The following is an 18,386-nucleotide window of genomic DNA, read 5'->3' on the forward strand; positions in this document are numbered from 1 at the left end:
AGAAGCGGATACGTGACAAACGTGTCCGCTTCTTTTATTTTTGCTGCAGCCACTCACACATCCGTTTAACTGTTTCACGATTGATTTTCGGCGGAAAATAGTGGTCGGTATCCGTGAATATCCAGCTTTCGTACCGTTTATTATTGACCTTCATAGCTTCCTGCAGGCGATAGGCGTGCTGGATGTCCACATTTTCATCTTTTGCACCATGAATAATCAACAAATCAGCTTCCATTCTCCTTAATTCATGAAGAGGCGTCCTGGCAAGATAGCGGTCAGGATATTTTTTTGGCGTTCCACCAGTCACTCTTTTCATCATCCGCCGAAGGTCTTCCCTTTCCCAATAAGTAAGAGTAACATCACTTACTCCTCCCCAGACTACCACTTTTTTCACTTGTGGCATTGTAATAGCTGTCCATAAAGCCATCACTCCTCCACGTGAAAAACCAAAAACGAAAATATCCTCCCCCACATTGGAATGATTCTCCAGCACTTTTATTCCTGAATATGCGTCATGTCTATCGTTTAGCGCGAAATCCTCACTTCCTTCTCCTCCCAGATTACCGCGATAAAAAGGAGCAAAAACAACAAAACCATGAGCTGCAAACTGAATGATCCTTCCTATGCGGACTTTTCCAACATTTTTTATTCCACCGCGCAAATAAAGAAAACCGGGATAAGTACCCTCATCTTTCGGTTCAACCAAAAACCCCTTCACTTTTAGGCCTTCACTTCTATAGGTAACCATATAGACTTCAAACCCTGGATGAGGAGAAGGGAATTTCAGCCGATCCACCATTTCGCCATTCATGAAAACACCTCCTGATTCCACAGTTGTGATTATTTTTTATATGGGCGTTCACACATTTTTTCAAAAACACATAAACTACATTAGTTATTCTAACCAACATCATACAGGAGGAGCTTTCCAAATGAAAAAAATCCAATTAGCGGGTATCGTCTTGATGGCAATTTTGCTGGCTGTTACCGCAGCATGTGGGCAGCAGCAAACTACCAGCTTGAAAGTCGCTGAGGTCACTCGTTCGATTTTCTACGCCCCGCAATATGTCGCGTTGGAAAAAGGATTCTTTGAAGAAGAAGGATTGGAAGTTGAGCTTAATACTACATGGGGCGGGGACAAAACGATGACTGCTCTTTTATCTGATGGCACTGATATCGCATTGGTCGGTTCCGAAACCTCCATTTACGTACACGCTCGGGGAGCGAATGATCCAGCTATCAACTTCGCTCAATTGACGCAGACAGATGGGACATTTCTTGTCGCCCGGGAAAAGGTTGAAAATTTTAAGTGGGAAGACTTGAATGACAGTACCTTTCTCGGTCAGCGTAAAGGCGGTATGCCACAAATGGTAGGAGAATTTGTCTTGAAACAACACGACATCGATCCACATGAAGATCTGGAATTGATTCAAAATGTCGATTTTGCTAATATACCCAATGCTTTTGCCTCTGGAACAGGGGATTATGTACAATTATTCGAACCCACAGCCAGCATCTTTGAAAAAGAAGGCGTAGGCCATATCGTCGCTTCATTTGGGGAAGAGTCCGGTCATGTGCCATATACCGTCTTCATGGCAAAAGAAAGCTACATCAACGAAAACGAAGAAGCAATCCGAAAATTCACCAGAGCCATCTATAAGGCACAGCAATGGGTCCAGGAACATTCTGCCATGGAAACAGCAAAAGTCATCCAGCCCTACTTTGAAGACTCTGAACTGGATTTGATTGCCACAGTTGTAGACCGTTACAAAAGCCAAGGCTCGTTCGCTACAAATCCATTGTTAGATGAAAAAGAATGGAATAACTTGAAAGCGATCATGAAAGAAGCAGGAGAACTTCCGGAAGATGTAAATCATGAAACCCTGGTCAATACCAGTATTGCTGAGGACATTATCAACGAATAGGAGGGTCCCCCATGTCACTGTTGACCGTCAACCAGGTTTCTCATCATTATTATTCGAAAAAAGATTATACCAAAGCCTTAGAAAATATCAGTTTCACCTTGGAGAAAGGGGAATTCATTTCGATACTGGGGCCAAGCGGGTGTGGAAAAACAACCTTGCTATCCATCGTTGCCGGACTGATTACGCCAACCCGAGGAGAAATCAAACTTGATGGGGATTCAGATCAAAAGGCGGGCAACAAACCACCTATGGGTTATATGCTTCAGCAGGATTATTTATTTCCCTGGAAAACGATAAAAGAAAATGTACTTCTCGGACCTAAAATCAATAAAAATCAAGCGTCTTCCCTGGAGCAGCGAGCGAGAAAAATACTGGAAGAAGTAGGCTTGCCGAATATCGGGGATTCCTATCCCGATGAACTTTCCGGCGGCATGAGACAACGTGCCGCTCTTGCACGGACATTAATCACAGAACCAAAGCTGCTTTTATTGGATGAACCATTTTCAGCATTGGATTTTCAGACAAAACTCCGTCTGGAGGATTTCGTCTCTCAGCTACTGAAACAATACAATAAGGCAGCATTACTTGTAACTCATGATATCAGTGAAGCGATTGTCATGAGTGACCGCATTATATTATTAAAACCGCGGCCTGGAGAAATTCAGGAGATATTCAGGATGCCCGGAGAGCTAAGAGAGCTCCCTCCTTTCCAAGCACGGCAACACCCCTCATTCCAGGAAATCTTCGATCAGGTGTGGAAGGAGATGAGCGCGCTTGAAACAAAGTGAAGCTACAAACAAAGAACTCCATCAGGCTTATGTGAAAAAATTAAAAACAGAAAAACGTTTGATCCGTTTTTGGCAAGCTTCCATATTCGTATTTTTTTTCAGTCTATGGGAAGCTGCCAGCCAATTTAGATGGATTGATCCGCTGCTCTTCAGCTCTCCAAGTAAAATCTACAACTTATTCATCACCAAGGTAAGCGATGGTTCCCTTTGGATTCATTTAAACGTAACCTTGTTCGAAACTATTGCAGGGTTCATCATCGGAACCATTGCAGGCATCCTGCTAGCAGCAATTCTATGGTGGTCGAATCGTTTTTCCAAAATCATTGACCCTTACCTTGTCATCCTCAACGCAATGCCAAAAGTAGCTCTTGGACCAATCATTATAGTTGCCCTTGGCCCGGGATATATTTCTATCATTGCTATGGGTGCAATTATATCGATCATCATCACCACTTTGGTGGTCTATAATGCCTTTCAGGAAATCGACAGCAACTATATTAAAGTATTGCAAAGCTTAGGGGCTTCGAAAAGTGTCTGTTTCAAGGAAGCGATCTTTCCTGCATCCTTTCCTACGATGATATCATCCCTGAAAGTGAATGTGGGGCTATCCTGGGTCGGAGTGATCGTCGGTGAATTCCTTGTATCAAAACAAGGCTTAGGCTATTTGATCATTTACGGCTTCCAAGTATTCGATTTCACGTTAGTTCTGTTCGCTCTCATGATCATCGCTTTCTTCGCTGCCATCATGTATCAACTCGTTGAAAAGCTGGAAAAAAAGCTGATTCGTCAATAAATAGTTTACATGCAAAGGAGCATCCACAAAGTACATGTGGATACTCCTTTTTTCTATCCAGATCACAAATATACTCTGTGTTTATTTAAACATAGATAGGTCCACAGACTCAGCCATTTTCCGGTAACCAGCATCATTGGGGTGGAGATGATCTCCCGCATCATACTTTGGCAGATAGCGCTCTGGATCCTCTGGGTCTCGTAACGCTTTATCAAAATCTATCACTCCATCGAACTCCCCGCTGGTTCTGATCCAGTCATTTACCTCCTGACGGGTTTGTTCCCCTGTTGACGTATACATTCCTGAGCCTTTAAATGGAGTCAAAGTTCCTCCATAAATTTTTAGACCCTGGTCGTGGGCAGCCTGGATGATTTCCCGCATTCTCCCGATTATTTTTTCTGAGTTATATTCTGGATGATGTCTGATGTCATTCAAACCCTGATGAAGGATCACTCCTTTGACACCTGTTTGACTGAATACATCCCGCTCCAGTCTAGCCAACGCATTTTCTCCTTTTTCAGGTGGACTATTTAGCAGTTGATTTGCTGATATTCCTGCGTTCAAAACGGACATTTTATTACCCATACTTTCCTGATTCATCCGGTTTGCTAAATAATCCGGCCAACGATGGTTTGCGTTTATTTTTGAGTAATTGCCATTTGCAATAGAGCTTCCCAGGACCACAACCGCACCTTTTACCGAAGCATCGGTTAATACATCTACTCCATCCAGCCAAAACCACGCTTCTTCTTTGTTTTTAAAATGCGAGCCATCAGAATCGGAAACCCGATTCCCATTCGCTATAAAGGTGGTTTGGATAGAGCGCGGGTGCCATGTGGCAGGACCGCTTTTTTTATCAACATAAATACTAACCGCTACATTTTTACCTCTTTTAACTTTAAGAGGAGCAGCATCACTAAATACTTTTTCCCCAGGCGGAATTGTCACCTTTTGATTGCCATCAAATGTAACTTTAGTATCCGTTCCGGCAACATTTCCAGCTTCTTTATTTGAAATGGCAGCATGCACCTCTTCAATTGTCAGGGGAGTTGAACCAAATGTATTAGATAAACGTAGTCGCATCTTCTCACCATCAATTTGAGGGTGTATGATCATACGGATCGTTTGATTCTCAAATCCATGTCGAGATATCCCTTCTGCAAAAGGGGACTGCATACTGGCGGTCCAGGCACCAACCCATTGTCCTGTATCTGTAGTGTTTTTCTTTGGATGCTCATTTTCGCCAGGCTGGCCTATGTTAACAGACAGAAAGTACGCCAGCATGATAAAAACAAGTACTCCAGATAAAATATATAAGTAACGTTTCATATGAACCTCTTGCCTTTCCTGATGTTAGTTAGTTTATTACTGCAAAAAAGTAGTTCAAGTCATTGGGATAGACTTGGACTACTCTTGGTGTTACATCAATACATTTTTCTCGATTTGCTTCATTTCATAGAAATAGCCTTGCTTTTCCATCAGTTCCTTAAATGAACCTGCTTCTACGACCTCTCCCTGTTCCATCACAATGATCTTATCCATGTTCTCCAGACCTGTCAAACGATGACTGATTAAAACAAGGGTATCTTTTTTGGCCAGGCTGAAGATATGCTCATAGATTGTTTTCTCTGTAAGCACATCTACAGAGGAGACAGGTTCATCTAACAACCACAAGCGCTCCCCTTTTAGCATAGCTCTTGCTACTGCCAGTCGCTGTCTCTCTCCGCCTGAAAGGTTTTCCGCTTTTTCAAAGACAGCATCATCCAATGAAAAATGATCAAGCTCCACACGCTCTAATGCGGCTTCCATGTCTTTATCGGTCAAAGCACCATCCGCAATCAGTAAATTTTCCCGAATTGTGCCGTAAAAGAAATGATTTTCCTGAAGTACGACATTTATTTTTGCCCATAAGTTTTCCTGTTCGACCTCACTGAGATTTACTCCATCCGCCAGGATCTTCCCCTTGTCTGGTCGAATCACGCCAAGGAGCAACTGCATAAGCGTGGACTTTCCAGAACCACTGGGTCCAACGATTGCCGTTTTTGAGCCAGCCGGAAGATCAACAGAAACTTCTTTGAGAGCTGGACGGTCTTCCCCAGGGAACGTAAATGTCGCCTCTTGAAAAGCAAGTGATAATGCTTGACCAGCTGGCAGCTTCTTTTCGATGATTGTATTGGGCTCAGATTCTTCATCCACTACTGAATAAAGACGTTTAGCCGCTCTGCGATTATCCTCCAAGTGTCCAGGTAAAACAGCCATGGGGAGGGCATTTTCAAACATCGTCAAAGATATCATGACAAGCATAGCAAGAAAGACACCATCAAGCTGTTCTGCAGTTACAAAATAAGCACCAACTGCCAGTACAAACCAGGAAACAGTAAAAGATACCATCGAATTGATGGAGTGATTGAACATTGCTGTTTTTCCTTCTCGCTCTTGTTCTGCAATATATCGATTGGACGTATCGTGAAGCCGCTGCTTTTTCCCTTGAAGCTTCTGATAGATTTTCAAATCCAGGAAGCCATAGAGAAATTCAGTCACATCGGTAGATAATTCAGCTCTGGATTCTCTTATTCGGCTATCCAATTTCTTCTGTCTGCGTGCAAACCAGGCTGGTATTACCAGCCCTGTCAGTATCAAACCGGCGAATAAAATGAATGCAATCCACCAGGAGTAGAAAGCAACAAAAAAGATAGTACTTAAAAACACTAATAAGAGAATAATCGGGGGATAAAACACACGTAAAAAGAAGTTCTGTAAGCTTTCCACATCCCCCACAATCCGCGCAAGCAAATCCCCACTACGATACTTTTGGAAAATACGCGGAGCCAGCGGCTCAAGCTTTTCAAAAAAAGATACACGGATATTGCTAAGCATCGTGAAGGTTGCCCGATGAGAAAAATATCGCTCGCCATAACAGCTTAGGGCACGGGCAAATCCCATCAGTTTCAAACCAGCTATCAAAAAAGCCAGCGTATACAGCGGAGGTGCGAATGCCGCTTTTGATACCAAATAGCCACTTGAACCAAACAAAGCAATGGCGGTAATCCCGGCCAGGAAACCAAACAGCACGGACAGAAAAACATCTTTCTTTTCGGTCATAATTTCTTTGATGACTAATTTCAAGTGGTTCATTGTGCTATGCCTCCCCGATGTGAAGCTACCATATTACGGTATTCTTGATTACCTGCCAATAATTCTTCATGCGATCCTTGTGCTATAAGCTTTCCATTCTCAAGAAATAATATCTGATCCGCATTCCTAATAGTATGAAGCCGATGAGCTACTGTAATAACGGTTGAGTTTTTCGCCAGGGCTTCGATCGACGCCTGTAAAATTCGCTCGGTATGAAGATCGAGTCCCGTAGTCGGTTCATCAAAAAGAATGACAGATGGCTTTTTTAAAAACGCCCTCGCTAATGCGACGCGTTGTTTTTCACCCCCAGAGAGCCCGCGGCCCCCTTCACCGATCGCTGTGTCCAATCCGGCCTCTAACGACTCTACCAACTCTTGAATCCCTGCTTTTTCAGCTGCACGTTCAATCTCATATCTCGTAGCAGCTTCGTTAGTGCCGATGGCGATATTATCGGAGAGTGTTCCGGCGAACAAGTAAGGATGCTGGGAGATATAACTCAACTGTTCGAACCATCCTGCTTCTTCATAGGAAAATAACGAGCGTCCATCCACTTCTATTATCCCTTCTGTTGGCCCAATCAATCCTGCAATCAGATGCAATAAAGTCGTTTTTCCTGCACCACTCCTGCCCACGATCGCTATTTGTTGATTGGAAGACAGTACTGCACTGATTCCTTTCAAGGCAAAACCTTCTTCCTTATAACGGAAACCTGCCTCTTTCAGCTCGATTACAGGTGGTTTATCTGTATAACGGAATGGTGTGTCCCCCCACTCGACTACCTGTTCTGTTTCTGTAAGTTCCTCGGATACTTTTTTAGCAGCGCCCATACTTCCGCGACCTGTGTGAAAAGCACTGCCTAAGTCGCGCAGAGAATTATAAAATTCGGGAGCCAGAACCAGTACAAAAAAAGCCGTAAAGAAACTGATACTTTCAAATACTATCAAACGAATCCCTACTTCAAGAGCGATAATTCCAATACTCAACATGGAGATGAACTCTAATGATAACGATGAAATAAAAGCGATTTTCAAAACTTCCATTGTCGCATCCCTAAAATTAAGACTGCTTTCCCGGATAGCTTCGTGCTGTTGTTTGGCACGTCCGAAAAACTTAAGTGTCGTAAGTCCTTGCAGAATATCGAGAAAACGCCCCGAAAACGCCGCCATTTCATCCATTTGTTCTTCTGATTTCTTTTTTGTTTTCAATCCGATGATAATCATAAAAGCAGGAATGAATGGAGCTGTGATAAGCATGATGATACCCGTGTAAATATGATGGTAAAATGCAGTGCCGATGATCATCAGTGGGACAACTGATGTCTGGATTACCTGGGGAACGTACTGACTAAAATAACTGTCAATTTCATCGACTGCATCCAGTATCACACTTACCTTTTGCCCTGATTGTCCCTGGAAGGATGCTTGTATGGGATTACGGGAATACTTATTCAATAGGGATTGACGAAAGTCTCTTTTTACTTTTGAAGCCATTTGAACACCAGTACGCCCACTCCAGTAAGTGAGCCCAGCACGAGCAATCATCACCGCTAATAATACAAGTAATACAGGAAGAACTTCTAAAAAAGAGTACTTTTGTAAAAATATACGGTCGACAGCAGCTACAAAAAGGTATGCCTGGCCAATGACCATCACACCCGTTAACAGAGCAATGATAAAAAGAAGAATTCGATCATGAGCGTGTGCTTTAGCCAGCTTTTTTAAATCATTCATAAGTGCACAGTCTCTCCTATATCATCTAAAATAATAAAACAACCCCTATTCGTGAAACAATTCACATAGTTATTATATTATATAAGCCTTATTCTACCCAAATCTAACGGTTTTTCGCCGTGAAAAAAGAACGCATTTATTTCATGCGTCCTTTGATTATAACATCTGTAATTTAATTATTTGTTCTAAGCTGTTGGGCAATACGCCATCCTTCATCATAAAACTGAAACGCTTATCTTTGCTTATATTGTCCGGTATAGAATCAAGCAGGACCGGTCCCGCTGTTTCAAAATAATGATGTTGTTGATAAATTCCTTCAATAAGTGCAAAATAAATATTCTTGATTATCGTACCGCCTTTTCCTGCAACATGATACTGGCCAAGGTAATTCAATTTTTTAATTTTGGCACCAGTTTCTTCTTTCACTTCCCGATGTGCAGCATCTTCTGCGGTCTCCCCTTCTTCAACTTTTCCACCCGGAAACTCAATGCCGCGATCTTTATGTTTGGTAAGCAACCACTGCGACCCGTATCTGCATATTACCCAAACATGTTTTGGTTGTTTAGAAAAAGGGTGATCATCAAAAGATAATTTCACTTCATTGTTATAATAGTCGTAAAATGTTTTCATCGCCGTTTTCAACTGCCTTTGACTGCTTCGTTAATTACTTATGATCAATTTCTTTTATAAGCCATTTACCATCAAATTCAAACGTTATGGCAATCGTATACTCACCGTAAATTTCGTTTGTATTGGTTTGGATAACCTGTTTATGAGTTTCATCTATATTGATGGTATCATAAGCTTCTCCATTTACAAACCAAGGCGGCGTCTCAGTCGGAAGAATATAAAGACCGGACTGCTTTTCCTGATAGAAATAGTCGACATATTTTTCTGCAGCTTGTTGTTTAGCAAAAGGTTTAAAATCCTTAAGCAACGCCTGTTTGCTGTCGTATTTTTCCACTTTATAATTTCTATCTACTTCCTGCACCAGCTGATTCATAAACTGATCTGTCCGCTTTTCAATCAAAGCTTTGTCCAGGGGCATCTTTTCCTTCCCGAATTCCGTTGAGGTCTGCTTATCCTCAACTGCTGAAGTTGCAGATTTCTGATGCATTTGCACGATGTTGGGCTGCTCTGCATTTAAGGACGGAGTCGTCTGCATGAATAACACGAACGGGACTGTGACAAATATGGACTTTCCCCATTTCACGGCTGCTGAATTTTTGGTCATTGCTGTATTACACCCCTTGAAGTTTATGGATTATAGTTTCATTATTCCTGTTAAAAATCATCCATAAACCCCTTTTGGAGAATGTCATTAAGAACTTGGCTTATCGTAAAGTACATATGGCGAAAGCCTATCTATTTTCTTAAGCTTTCATCCTTTAACAAAATTAAATTACTCTTAAGGGAAAAACCGTAAACATTATAAATGTCTACGGCCCTCTGTTGAATCACGATCTTCCAGGATACCCATACTGCCGATATGTTCTCTCGTTTTTTCATCCCCTAATTCATAAATGCGGCTGAATACTGTCCTAACTCCATTATCGAACTCTCTATTGGGCTCATCATCATGGTAATGGCGAAATGGTATATGAGAGCGCCAAAATGCTCTTTCATCAGCATTATGCACTTCATCAAAAAACCCACGAAGTTCAATCACTTCTTCTTCTGTTGCGTAAATAGTAAAAATATCATTATTTCCATCATGATTCACGGAAATTTCCTGCGAGCCTACGTTGACATAATATTTATTTTTTTCCATACCAACCCTCCTCATTTGCTTCATAGTTTTTGCCAGTAAGAGGAGAATTATTATATTGTATTTATTTTCAGCATATGAACAATGCATTTTCAACAACGATGGGGACAGACTTTACAGTACCCGCTCTCTTCATTCAACTTATAACTTAAACAGCAACACTTCCGTTCACGTGCTCCGCTTGGCAGCTTAGGCTGATAATGAAAATAATGAAAAGGATTCTTTTCTTCACCAAAAACAGCCCCATCGAGTTCATGGACAATGAAATGAAAGTCATCATAAATCTGTGCCAGCTGTTCTCCTGTAAAGTGTTCTTTGGCAAATCGTTCATAAAACCAGAACAGATAAATAGCAAAGTTTTCCCATAAAACATTCATGGATAATCTGGTCAATTGATTGATATGAAGAAATAAGGGCCTTACGTGTTCCTTGAATAATTGTGTAAGGTTTTCACGCAGCCACTTTTTACGCTCGAACGGTTCCGGAAGGGTAACTTCTATTGATACAAAATTAAGTTTTGGAAGCCACTTTTTATCTTCATCAACCCGGACAAGCCTGAAGTTCTGAGGACGAAAATCCGGGCATTTATTAAAAGCCGACATCATCGCAAGTATCCCAGTAACAATATAGTAACTGTAGCGTTTAGAGAAAATAGATGCTGTCGTTAAAAAAAACTGTGATTCCATAAAAATGTGGATTTCATCAAGTTTTTCTTGTAATCCTTGTCTCGTGAGAAGGTCAGAGCCATCAATGATTTCGTGTGGTTGTTCCTCTATTGGTTCTGAAAGATAACGAAAGTGATTCCGCATGAAAGCTTCTTCCTGCTCTGTCATATGAGTCATATTTTCACCTCAATATAATTCCGTCCATAATAGTATAAGATCAAATTTTGCTTATATTCCAACTATAAGTTTATGGACCTTTCTTCATGGTGTCAATGAATTTGATAATCATTTTCAATTAAAATCAGAGCTCTGTATCTTAAGATTAATCTCCTGTCCTTCACGTTACGTATGGTATAGCTAAGACACTTACTCGATTTTTCATGCTCTATAATAGAGAAAGGGACTGTCCCATAAGTCTGTAATAGACTAATTGGGGCAGCCCCTTTTTCATTAACCTTAGAAGTCATATTCTTTTATTATTTTTTGTGTGATCAATTTATACCCCTTTTCAGTTGGGTGCAAAGCATCGCTAAAGTACTTATCAGACTTCTTATCAAAAAGTCCATTCGTTTCAATGAATTTTGTTTTGGAATAATCGCTTACGATGTTCTTACTGGTTTCATTCCAATTTCCGACTACTTTTTCAATTTCCTTGGAAGATGGAAAGGGATTATATAACCCAAGATACAATACCGGTGCATCCGGATTTTTTTCTCGTATGATACTAAAAATCCTTTTCAGATTCTTTTCATAGTCTGCTTTTCCATGCTCTATTCGTTCATCATAGAGTTTGGCAAGATCTCCACCATTACTTTTAATCAAATCGTTGGTCCCGATAAAGATAATAATATAATCTGCTTCCTGAACATTTTCCTGGATCTCGGGTTTTTTTAGCTGCTGCAGCAGCCCATCTGTCTGTTGCCCTGGGATTCCATAATTATGAACAGTCACAGGATCTTCATGGTTTTTGCTTAAGAGCTTTTGCAGATCACCGACATAGCCAGTCCCTGTTTTATCGCCAACTCCATATGTCAGGGAATCTCCTAAAGCAACCAGCTCTTCGTTTTCGCTCGTCTTCGCTTTTTGCTTTTGTTGTTGTGCTACGAAATAAGAGATGGCTGAAATGATAACTAAAAGAACGAGTATAGAAATAAGTATTTTTTTCATATAAACCTCCCAAGACTAAATGGGTACCCTGGAGGGGCCGGAATGAAACCAGGACACATTTATTCAGTCTTATCCTTTTGATGTTATTTCCCTATCTTCATACCCGCCTATTAAAATTTTAATTCCTGATGCCATCTTCCTCTTATTCCATAAGCTTCCTCTGCTATAAAAATAAATCTCTGTTAAATCTGATTGTTGATTTTACAGAAAAGCTCCCAATTGCTGAAGACTCAGTTTCGAGATGGTTGGGTCCGTTACCATGAGCGGAATGGGGAATGGTTCGGGAAACAACTCGCTTTCCTGCGGGGGACCTGGCAAGCTTCCTCGGGCTAAAGCCCTGTGGGATCTCGCCTAGCCCCTTCTCCCGCGGGAGTCTCGCCGTTTCCCTTCCCATCCAGCCAGTTTTGTATTAAACGGACCCTTCAAAAAGAGAAAGAATGTAGCTGAAACTTTCAACTTGAGGCATTTTACAAAGGATGTAAAGCACTAAAGTCTTCAATCATAGGGTAGTTTTCTTAGGCTGATTTCGAGAACTTTGGATAGGCTACACTTGGTTGGACAGTTTCGTTAAGGTCAGTTACACTTTACTAAATATTTCAGTCAAGGAGACTAAACATGACCCCAAGGAACCGTCGTAACTTCACGGATGAATTTAAGAAGCAAGTTGTGCAGTTAAATGAAAATGGGAAACCTAGAAAAGAAATTTTAAAGGAATATGAATTATCATCCTCTGCCTTTGATCGTTGGGTTAGTCAGTACAGAAATGCGGGTTCCTTCAAGGAAGAAGACAACCGAACACCTGAACAAAATGAAAATATCAGGCTGCAAAAAGAAAACCAGCGTCTTTCGATGGAAGTTGATATTTTAAAGCAAGCGGCGCTGATCATGGGACGAAAGTAGATGTGATCCGGAACAACCGTCACAAATACTCGGTATCAGCAATGTGTGCCGTCCTGCAACTTCCTAAAAGTACGTACTACTATGAATCACAAGAAGCCGACACCTCTGAAGAAGAGGAACTAACCAGCCTGATTGTCGATATTTTTCATAAAAGCCGGCAAAATTATGGCACGCGAAAAATAAAGCACGAACTCCATAAAAAGGGGTATCAGGTCTCCCGTCGAAGGATCGGTCGGATCATGAGAGAGCAGGGGCTCGTCTCCAAATATACGGTGGCTCAGTTTAAGCCAATGAAAAGCACGTGCAATGAATCGGAAGAGGGAAATACGTTGAATCGTCAATTCGCTCAGGATAAGGCTCGTAAGGTTGTCGTTAGTGATTTAACCTATGTGCGCGTGCGTTCCAAATGGCATTATATCTGTGCGATTCTGGATCTGTATAATCGTGAGATTATCGGCTACAGCTCAGGCCCTCAAAAAGATGCAGCCCTGGTCCAGAAAGCTTTCGCTTCTGTTGGTGGAAACCTTGAGGATTTAGAACTTTTTCATACCGATCGCGGGAGTGAATTTAAAAACCAAGCTATTGAAGAGTTATTAGAAACCTTTAACATTGATCGCTCTTTGAGTATGAAAGGCTGCCCCTATGATAATGCGGTGGCTGAAGCTACGTATAAGGTGATTAAGACAGAATTTGTTTATGGAGAAACATTTGAAAGCCAGGAACAACTGGACCTGGCCTTATTTGATTATGTTCACTGGTATAATCATATCCGAATTCATGGTACCCTGGGCTACCTTAGCCCGATTGAGTTCAAGAAGAGACACCTTAATAAAATTGTCTAGTTTCGTGTTGACAATCCACTTCCCATGACAAGGGGCGTAGGGAAACGGTGAGACTCCTGTGGGAGCTGAGTGATAGATGAGGCCCCGCAAGGCGAAGCCTGAGGAGACTCAGCACACGCCCACGGAAAGCGAATCGTTTCCTGAAGCCCCTCAACTCCAACAATATCTCGAAATCAAGTCTTCCACAATTCGGCCATATTGTTAAATAAGGCTCTTATGGAATTATCCACAACAATATGAAACAGAGCCAAAAAATAAGCCCTTGGACCCTATAAGGATCCAAAGGCTTTACTTTTTTAAAAAACTTACATGCTAGTTTACTTGGAAAGCAGCTTCAACCCTGGTTACGTACTGTAGATACTCCCCGTCGATTTCAAAGCCGATTCCGGGTTCAGCAGGCACCTCTACTTTGCCTTTCTTCACTTTCACCTCAGGAACAATCAAGTCTTTTTCCCAGAAACGCGAAGAAGCAGAAATATCACCGGGAATTGAAAATCCTTCCAGAGAAGCGAGCGCAATGTTATGGGCTCGTGATATCCCGGATTCAACCATCCCCCCGCACCATACAGGAATATCAGAAGTCCTGCATAAATCATGAATCGCCATTGCTTCAGTCATTCCGCCTACCCGGCTAATCTTAATATTTATGACCCGGCTGCTTTTCATTCGGATCGCTTGTTCTGCATCAGCGAGTGATCTGATACTCTCGTCCAGACATAAAGGTGTTTTTAATACATTTTGGAGCTGTTGATGCAGGAAAAAGTCTCCGGCACGAAATGGTTGTTCGATCATCATCAATTCATGGGAGTCCAGTTCTTCCAAATAAGGAAGATCTTTCTCTTCATACATGCCATTCATATCAATCATGATAGGTAGTTCCTGGGAATATTCACTTACTTTTTGAATGGCCTGTGCTTCTTTATATTTTTCTACTTTAAGCTTATAACGCCTGTAGCCTTCCTTTTGATAATCCTCAATAACTTTGCCGATGTCATCGGATAAACTTAGAACCACTCCTGTATCTACCTGTCTACGGGTCCCCCCGATTAAATCACTCAGACTTTTCATCTTTTGTTTTGCACATAGATCCCACAGGGCAGCTTCCAAACCAGCCTTTGCCATTTCATTCCCCTGATAGCCGGCCAACATTACGGCAATATTGGACGGATGAGCAACCTTGTGCCATTCCACAGTCGGAATAAAAACCTTGTTCAACAATTCCCAAGCCGTATGGATAGTTTCCGCTGTATAAAAAGGCGTAGAAAAAGCCGTCACTTCTCCAAATCCTCTTCTGCCCTCTATATCAACTGCTTCTACGATTATAAGTTCCCGATTTAAAACCTGGCCAGCATGTGTATCAAAAGGTTTTTTCAACGGCATTTCTATGCGCCGGAGATGAATGGCTGCTATATTCACTACTTTTACACATCCTTCCGAAAAGCTGACAGTTCCCGTCTTAGCAGCTTATTAGAAGCATTTCGTGGAAGTTTTTCAACGAAGTGGACTTCTTTTGGACATTTATATCCTGCCAGGAGATCTCTGCAATAACAGAGGACATCCCTTTCGTTAAGTAATATCTCTTGTTCAGTTACCACAAAAGCTGCCGGCACCTGACCCCAGCGAGAATCTTCGATACCGGTCACCCCTGCTTCGACTATACCTTCCATGCCTGATAGAACACTTTCTATTTCTGCCGGGTAAATATTTTCCCCACCGGAAATGATCAAATCTTTTCGTCGATCCACCACATAGAGAAACCCTTCCTCATCCTGATAGCCAAGGTCACCGGTAGCAAGCCATCCATCAGAAAGCGCTTCTGCTGTAGCCTCCTCCCGCTTATAGTAGCCTTTTGTTACCATTGGACCTTTCACTTTGATTTCTCCGATTTCCCCACGTGGAGCATCGATTTCCAGCCAGGCGGTACTCAATGATTTTCCTGCAGAACCAAGCTTTCTTAGAGCGTCTTTGGGGCTTAACGTTACAATTTGTGATGCTGTTTCTGTCATTCCATAGGTTTGGAATACAGGAATCGCTCTATCCTTTGCTCTTTCAAGCAATGGTTTTGGAGCCGGGCCGCCACCAAGCAGCATACAGCGAAAGTGTTCCGGCAGCCGTTCATCTCTTAAGTCTTCTATCAAACGCTGCAGCATGACAGAAACCACCGATACGATCGTTACTCCGGATTTTTTAATGGCATGATTTACTATATGTTCGTCAAACCTTTCCATCAAAAAAACAGGCATACCATAAACAACATTTTTAATCAGTGCAGAAAATCCCCCTACATGGAACATCGGGAGGCAGATCAGCCATTTATCAGTTTGGGAAAGACCCAGATTAAGAGCAGAGCTGATAGCACTTGTCCAGTGATTCCCGTAGGTTAGCTGAACCCCCTTAGGGCTACCTGTGGTACCTGATGTATAGATGATAGTAAAAACTTCATCTAAGATTATTTCTTTACGGATGGCATCAGGGCTGCTTTTATGGGAGTTGATCAGATGATACTGGACAATGGGACAGTATGCTAGTCCGGCTTTTTGAATCGCCGCTTCTCCTTTTACATAAAAGTTATCCTCCGTAATCAAACAACTGACTTCAGCATCCTTGATCTGGAAAGCAAGCTCTTCGTCAGTAAGGCGAGTATTCAATAACACTGCCACAGCGCCTAAATAGCTGAGCCCGTGGAGGGCTATTACCATCTCCAGCCGGTTTGATGATAGAACAGCCACATGGTCACCTATTTTGATACCCTGTTCCTCAAAACAAGCCGCATATTGCTTACTTTGCTCATGCAGCTCTAAAAATGACAAGGACGAACCACCATCTGTTTCAATCGCTTGTTCATTTGGTCTTAATTCTGCTTGCTTCTGCAGCCAATGAGGCAGAGTCCTTTCCATATCTTAAACCTCCTTGGAATTGATCGTATCTGAAAAGAGAAGAAAGCATCAGCTTGCGCGCTTATATGCACGTACTGATGCTTTCCTCCTCTAAAAATTATACCGTATTTTTTTCCATCAAGGGAAACGGGGAAATTGTTTGAAGTCCGGCTTTCTCTTTTCTTTGAAAGCATCCCGTCCTTCTTTAGCCTCTTCCGTGGTGTAATAAAGCAATGTAGCATCTCCACCCATTTGCTGAAGTCCAGCCAATCCATCTGTATCTGCGTTGAAGGATGCTTTAAGGAAACGAAGGGCAGTCGGTGATTTTTCAAGCATTTCCTGACACCATTGAACGGTTTCAGTTTCCAATTCAGCCAAAGGTACGACCGTATTGACCAAGCCCATGTCCTTTGCTTCCTGAGCATCATATTGACGACATAGATACCAAATTTCCCGAGCTTTCTTATGACCAACAATCCGTGCTAAGAGTCCGGCACCATATCCAGCATCAAAGCTGCCTACTTTAGGACCTGTCTGACCAAAAATGGCATTGTCAGCCGCAATGGTCAAATCACAAACTACATGCAGAACATGACCGCCACCGATTGCATAGCCAGAGACCATTGCAACGACCGGTTTTGGAATGACACGAATTAAGCGCTGCAAATCCAGTACATTCAGGCGTGGAATTTCATCTTCCCCTACATATCCGCCATGACCGCGTACCGATTGGTCCCCTCCGGAACAAAACGCTTTGTCGCCAGCTCCTGCAAGTACTATGACCCCGATTTTAGAATCATCTCTCGCATAAGTAAAAGCATCCAGTAATTCGTTTACTGTCTGCGGACGGAAGGCATTGCGAACTTCCGGACGATTGATGGTGATTTTTGCAATACCATCATATGTTTCATAAAGAATATCTTCATAATTTCTTTCGTTTACCCATTCAATTGCCATGGAAACTCCTCCTTTAAAACGCTTTCCGCTTTTTATTCTAGCACGAATTCGCTGACAATTTCAGCAAAAAACTTTGGCTGTTCGACATGAACCGCATGCCCAGCGTGCTCAACTACGTTCAGCGTGCTATCAAACAGCTTTTCTTTCATACGTTCATTGATAGAGATAAACTTATTGTCCCACTCTCCGACAATCAGTTGTACGGGCAATTTCATCTGCTCCAGCTTTTCCCACCATGACGGCTGGATACCAGTCCCCATACCACGGAGTGATAGTGCTAAACCTTCGGCAGACTGGTTCATTCTTTCTTCCCGAATTTGACTTTGCACTTCCTCCGGGAGTTCACGCTGAGATGCAAACAAAGGAAGGTCTTCCCAAAAATGGACAAAGGGCTTTATTCCTTCGTCTTCCAACTTTTTGGCCAGTTTTTCATCCTTCCTAACCCTTGCAAGCTGATCATCATTCGATTCTAACCCTGGAGAGGCGCTTTCTAATATAAGTTTTGATACATACTCAGGATACAACAACGCAAAGGAAAGAGCTGTCCTTCCCCCCATAGAATACCCTGTCAGAATTATAGGAGAAGAGTTCAACTCGTCTACTAAGCTTTTCAAATCATGACAGACACGCTCCATCGATAATTTGCGTTCCGTGTTATAAATGGTTTTTCCATGCCCCGGCAAGTCAATCGTTATGATTTGCAGCCCATTCTTTGTTAGTACGTTAACTACATTATCCCATGTCCGGGTACTTCCGGTAAAACCGTGCAACATTATCATAGGGACGCCTTCTCCATTAATTTCAACCCAGTATTCCGTGTCATCAATTATATGGTACATA

At 42.1% G+C, this 18,386-nt stretch carries 17 protein-coding genes; 4 read left to right on the forward strand and 13 right to left on the reverse strand.

All coding sequences use genetic code 11. The features are described 5' to 3' along the window. Nucleotides 1-34: 34 nt before the first annotated feature. A complete protein-coding gene (locus P855_RS0110465) occupies nucleotides 35-811 on the reverse strand; it encodes an alpha/beta hydrolase family protein (RefSeq protein WP_028783531.1) in 777 nt (258 codons plus the stop codon). Nucleotides 812-932: 121 nt separating this feature from the next. On the opposite strand from P855_RS0110465, the gene P855_RS0110470 reads away from it, so the two are divergent. From P855_RS0110470 to P855_RS0110480, 3 genes are read left to right on the forward strand one after another with little or no spacing between them, the layout of a single operon-like run. Then, nucleotides 933-1,925: an ABC transporter substrate-binding protein gene (locus P855_RS0110470; RefSeq protein ID WP_028783532.1), complete on the forward strand. Its 993-nt coding sequence runs from the start codon at nucleotides 933-935 to the stop codon at nucleotides 1,923-1,925. Nucleotides 1,926-1,936: 11 nt separating this feature from the next. Beyond that, nucleotides 1,937-2,713, forward strand: a complete 777-nt coding sequence (locus P855_RS0110475; RefSeq protein ID WP_028783533.1) for an ABC transporter ATP-binding protein — start codon at nucleotides 1,937-1,939, stop codon at nucleotides 2,711-2,713. Further along, complete coding sequence (locus P855_RS0110480) at nucleotides 2,700-3,506, forward strand: ABC transporter permease (protein ID WP_028783534.1); 807 nt, start codon at nucleotides 2,700-2,702, stop codon at nucleotides 3,504-3,506. Before P855_RS0110475 ends, P855_RS0110480 begins: the two co-directional genes overlap by 14 nt. 81 nt (nucleotides 3,507-3,587) lie before the next feature. Here the strand turns inward: P855_RS0110480 and P855_RS0110485 are convergent, their stop codons facing one another. The 8 genes from P855_RS0110485 to P855_RS20795 form a co-directional block, all read right to left on the reverse strand. Beyond that, a complete protein-coding gene (locus P855_RS0110485; protein WP_028783535.1) occupies nucleotides 3,588-4,835 on the reverse strand; it encodes an SGNH/GDSL hydrolase family protein in 1,248 nt (415 codons plus the stop codon). Between the two features lie 90 nt (nucleotides 4,836-4,925). Continuing rightward, nucleotides 4,926-6,641, reverse strand: a complete 1,716-nt coding sequence (gene cydC / locus P855_RS0110490) for a thiol reductant ABC exporter subunit CydC (RefSeq protein WP_028783536.1) — start codon at nucleotides 6,639-6,641, stop codon at nucleotides 4,926-4,928. After that, entirely contained in the window at nucleotides 6,638-8,371 is a 1,734-nt protein-coding gene (gene cydD / locus P855_RS0110495; RefSeq protein ID WP_028783537.1) for a thiol reductant ABC exporter subunit CydD, read from the reverse strand. The genes cydC and cydD overlap by 4 nt, the downstream gene beginning before the upstream one ends. Before the next feature lie 156 nt (nucleotides 8,372-8,527). Further along, the gene (gene ytkD / locus P855_RS0110500; protein WP_028783538.1) at nucleotides 8,528-9,001 is read right to left on the reverse strand and encodes an RNA deprotection pyrophosphohydrolase; all 474 of its coding nucleotides are present in this window, start codon (nucleotides 8,999-9,001) and stop codon (nucleotides 8,528-8,530) included. Nucleotides 9,002-9,035: 34 nt separating this feature from the next. After that, nucleotides 9,036-9,605 carry a hypothetical protein gene (locus P855_RS21525; protein WP_051353173.1) on the reverse strand — a complete coding sequence of 190 codons (570 nt, stop codon included), beginning with the start codon at nucleotides 9,603-9,605 and terminating at the stop codon, nucleotides 9,036-9,038. Between the two features lie 195 nt (nucleotides 9,606-9,800). After that, nucleotides 9,801-10,142, reverse strand: a complete 342-nt coding sequence (locus tag P855_RS0110510) for a hypothetical protein (RefSeq protein WP_028783539.1) — start codon at nucleotides 10,140-10,142, stop codon at nucleotides 9,801-9,803. A gap of 89 nt (nucleotides 10,143-10,231) precedes the next feature. Continuing rightward, nucleotides 10,232-10,981 carry an IucA/IucC family C-terminal-domain containing protein gene (locus P855_RS0110515; RefSeq protein WP_028783540.1) on the reverse strand — a complete coding sequence of 250 codons (750 nt, stop codon included), beginning with the start codon at nucleotides 10,979-10,981 and terminating at the stop codon, nucleotides 10,232-10,234. Between the two features lie 279 nt (nucleotides 10,982-11,260). After that, nucleotides 11,261-11,971: a GDSL-type esterase/lipase family protein gene (locus P855_RS20795; protein WP_051353174.1), complete on the reverse strand. Its 711-nt coding sequence runs from the start codon at nucleotides 11,969-11,971 to the stop codon at nucleotides 11,261-11,263. A gap of 615 nt (nucleotides 11,972-12,586) precedes the next feature. On the opposite strand from P855_RS20795, the gene P855_RS0110530 reads away from it, so the two are divergent. Continuing rightward, nucleotides 12,587-13,713 (forward strand): IS3 family transposase gene (locus P855_RS0110530; RefSeq protein ID WP_152526227.1). Its coding sequence is split into 2 segments (ribosomal slippage): nucleotides 12,587-12,836 and nucleotides 12,836-13,713, totalling 1,128 coding nucleotides; the frame shifts between segments, so codons are not numbered across the junction. Nucleotides 13,714-14,025: 312 nt separating this feature from the next. Here P855_RS0110530 and menC read toward each other — a convergent pair. From menC to menH, 4 genes are all read right to left on the reverse strand, one after another. Then, entirely contained in the window at nucleotides 14,026-15,129 is a 1,104-nt protein-coding gene (gene menC / locus P855_RS0110535) for an o-succinylbenzoate synthase (RefSeq protein WP_028783543.1), read from the reverse strand. A gap of 5 nt (nucleotides 15,130-15,134) precedes the next feature. After that, nucleotides 15,135-16,610 carry an o-succinylbenzoate--CoA ligase gene (locus tag P855_RS0110540; protein WP_028783544.1) on the reverse strand — a complete coding sequence of 492 codons (1,476 nt, stop codon included), beginning with the start codon at nucleotides 16,608-16,610 and terminating at the stop codon, nucleotides 15,135-15,137. A 117-nt stretch (nucleotides 16,611-16,727) separates the two neighbouring features. Continuing rightward, the gene (gene menB, locus P855_RS0110545; RefSeq protein ID WP_028783545.1) at nucleotides 16,728-17,546 is read right to left on the reverse strand and encodes a 1,4-dihydroxy-2-naphthoyl-CoA synthase; all 819 of its coding nucleotides are present in this window, start codon (nucleotides 17,544-17,546) and stop codon (nucleotides 16,728-16,730) included. Between the two features lie 32 nt (nucleotides 17,547-17,578). Next, on the reverse strand, nucleotides 17,579-18,385 hold the full coding sequence (gene menH / locus P855_RS0110550) for a 2-succinyl-6-hydroxy-2,4-cyclohexadiene-1-carboxylate synthase (protein WP_028783546.1): 807 nt from the start codon (nucleotides 18,383-18,385) through the stop codon (nucleotides 17,579-17,581). Nucleotide 18,386: the final 1 nt, after the last annotated feature.

The sequence above is a fragment of the Thalassobacillus devorans MSP14 genome, assembly GCF_000496835.1.
In the GTDB taxonomy this organism is placed as follows: domain Bacteria; phylum Bacillota; class Bacilli; order Bacillales; family Halobacillaceae; genus Thalassobacillus; species Thalassobacillus devorans_B.

Excerpts from the sequence above, each read along its gene's own strand:
- P855_RS0110465 (WP_028783531.1), bottom strand. The coding sequence starts at position 811 with ATGAATGGCGAAATGGTGGATCGGCTGAAATTCCCTTCTCCTCATCCA.
- P855_RS0110540 (WP_028783544.1), bottom strand. The coding sequence starts at position 16,610 with ATGGAAAGGACTCTGCCTCATTGGCTGCAGAAGCAAGCAGAATTAAGA.
- ytkD (WP_028783538.1), bottom strand. The coding sequence starts at position 9,001 with ATGAAAACATTTTACGACTATTATAACAATGAAGTGAAATTATCTTTT.
- P855_RS0110510 (WP_028783539.1), bottom strand. The coding sequence starts at position 10,142 with ATGGAAAAAAATAAATATTATGTCAACGTAGGCTCGCAGGAAATTTCC.
- P855_RS0110470 (WP_028783532.1), top strand. The coding sequence starts at position 933 with ATGAAAAAAATCCAATTAGCGGGTATCGTCTTGATGGCAATTTTGCTG.
- P855_RS0110475 (WP_028783533.1), top strand. The coding sequence starts at position 1,937 with ATGTCACTGTTGACCGTCAACCAGGTTTCTCATCATTATTATTCGAAA.
- menB (WP_028783545.1), bottom strand. The coding sequence starts at position 17,546 with ATGGCAATTGAATGGGTAAACGAAAGAAATTATGAAGATATTCTTTAT.
- P855_RS0110485 (WP_028783535.1), bottom strand. The coding sequence starts at position 4,835 with ATGAAACGTTACTTATATATTTTATCTGGAGTACTTGTTTTTATCATG.
- P855_RS21525 (WP_051353173.1), bottom strand. The coding sequence starts at position 9,605 with ATGACCAAAAATTCAGCAGCCGTGAAATGGGGAAAGTCCATATTTGTC.
- cydC (WP_028783536.1), bottom strand. The coding sequence starts at position 6,641 with ATGAACCACTTGAAATTAGTCATCAAAGAAATTATGACCGAAAAGAAA.
- menH (WP_028783546.1), bottom strand. The coding sequence starts at position 18,385 with ATGTACCATATAATTGATGACACGGAATACTGGGTTGAAATTAATGGA.
- cydD (WP_028783537.1), bottom strand. The coding sequence starts at position 8,371 with ATGAATGATTTAAAAAAGCTGGCTAAAGCACACGCTCATGATCGAATT.
- P855_RS0110515 (WP_028783540.1), bottom strand. The coding sequence starts at position 10,981 with ATGACTCATATGACAGAGCAGGAAGAAGCTTTCATGCGGAATCACTTT.
- P855_RS20795 (WP_051353174.1), bottom strand. The coding sequence starts at position 11,971 with ATGAAAAAAATACTTATTTCTATACTCGTTCTTTTAGTTATCATTTCA.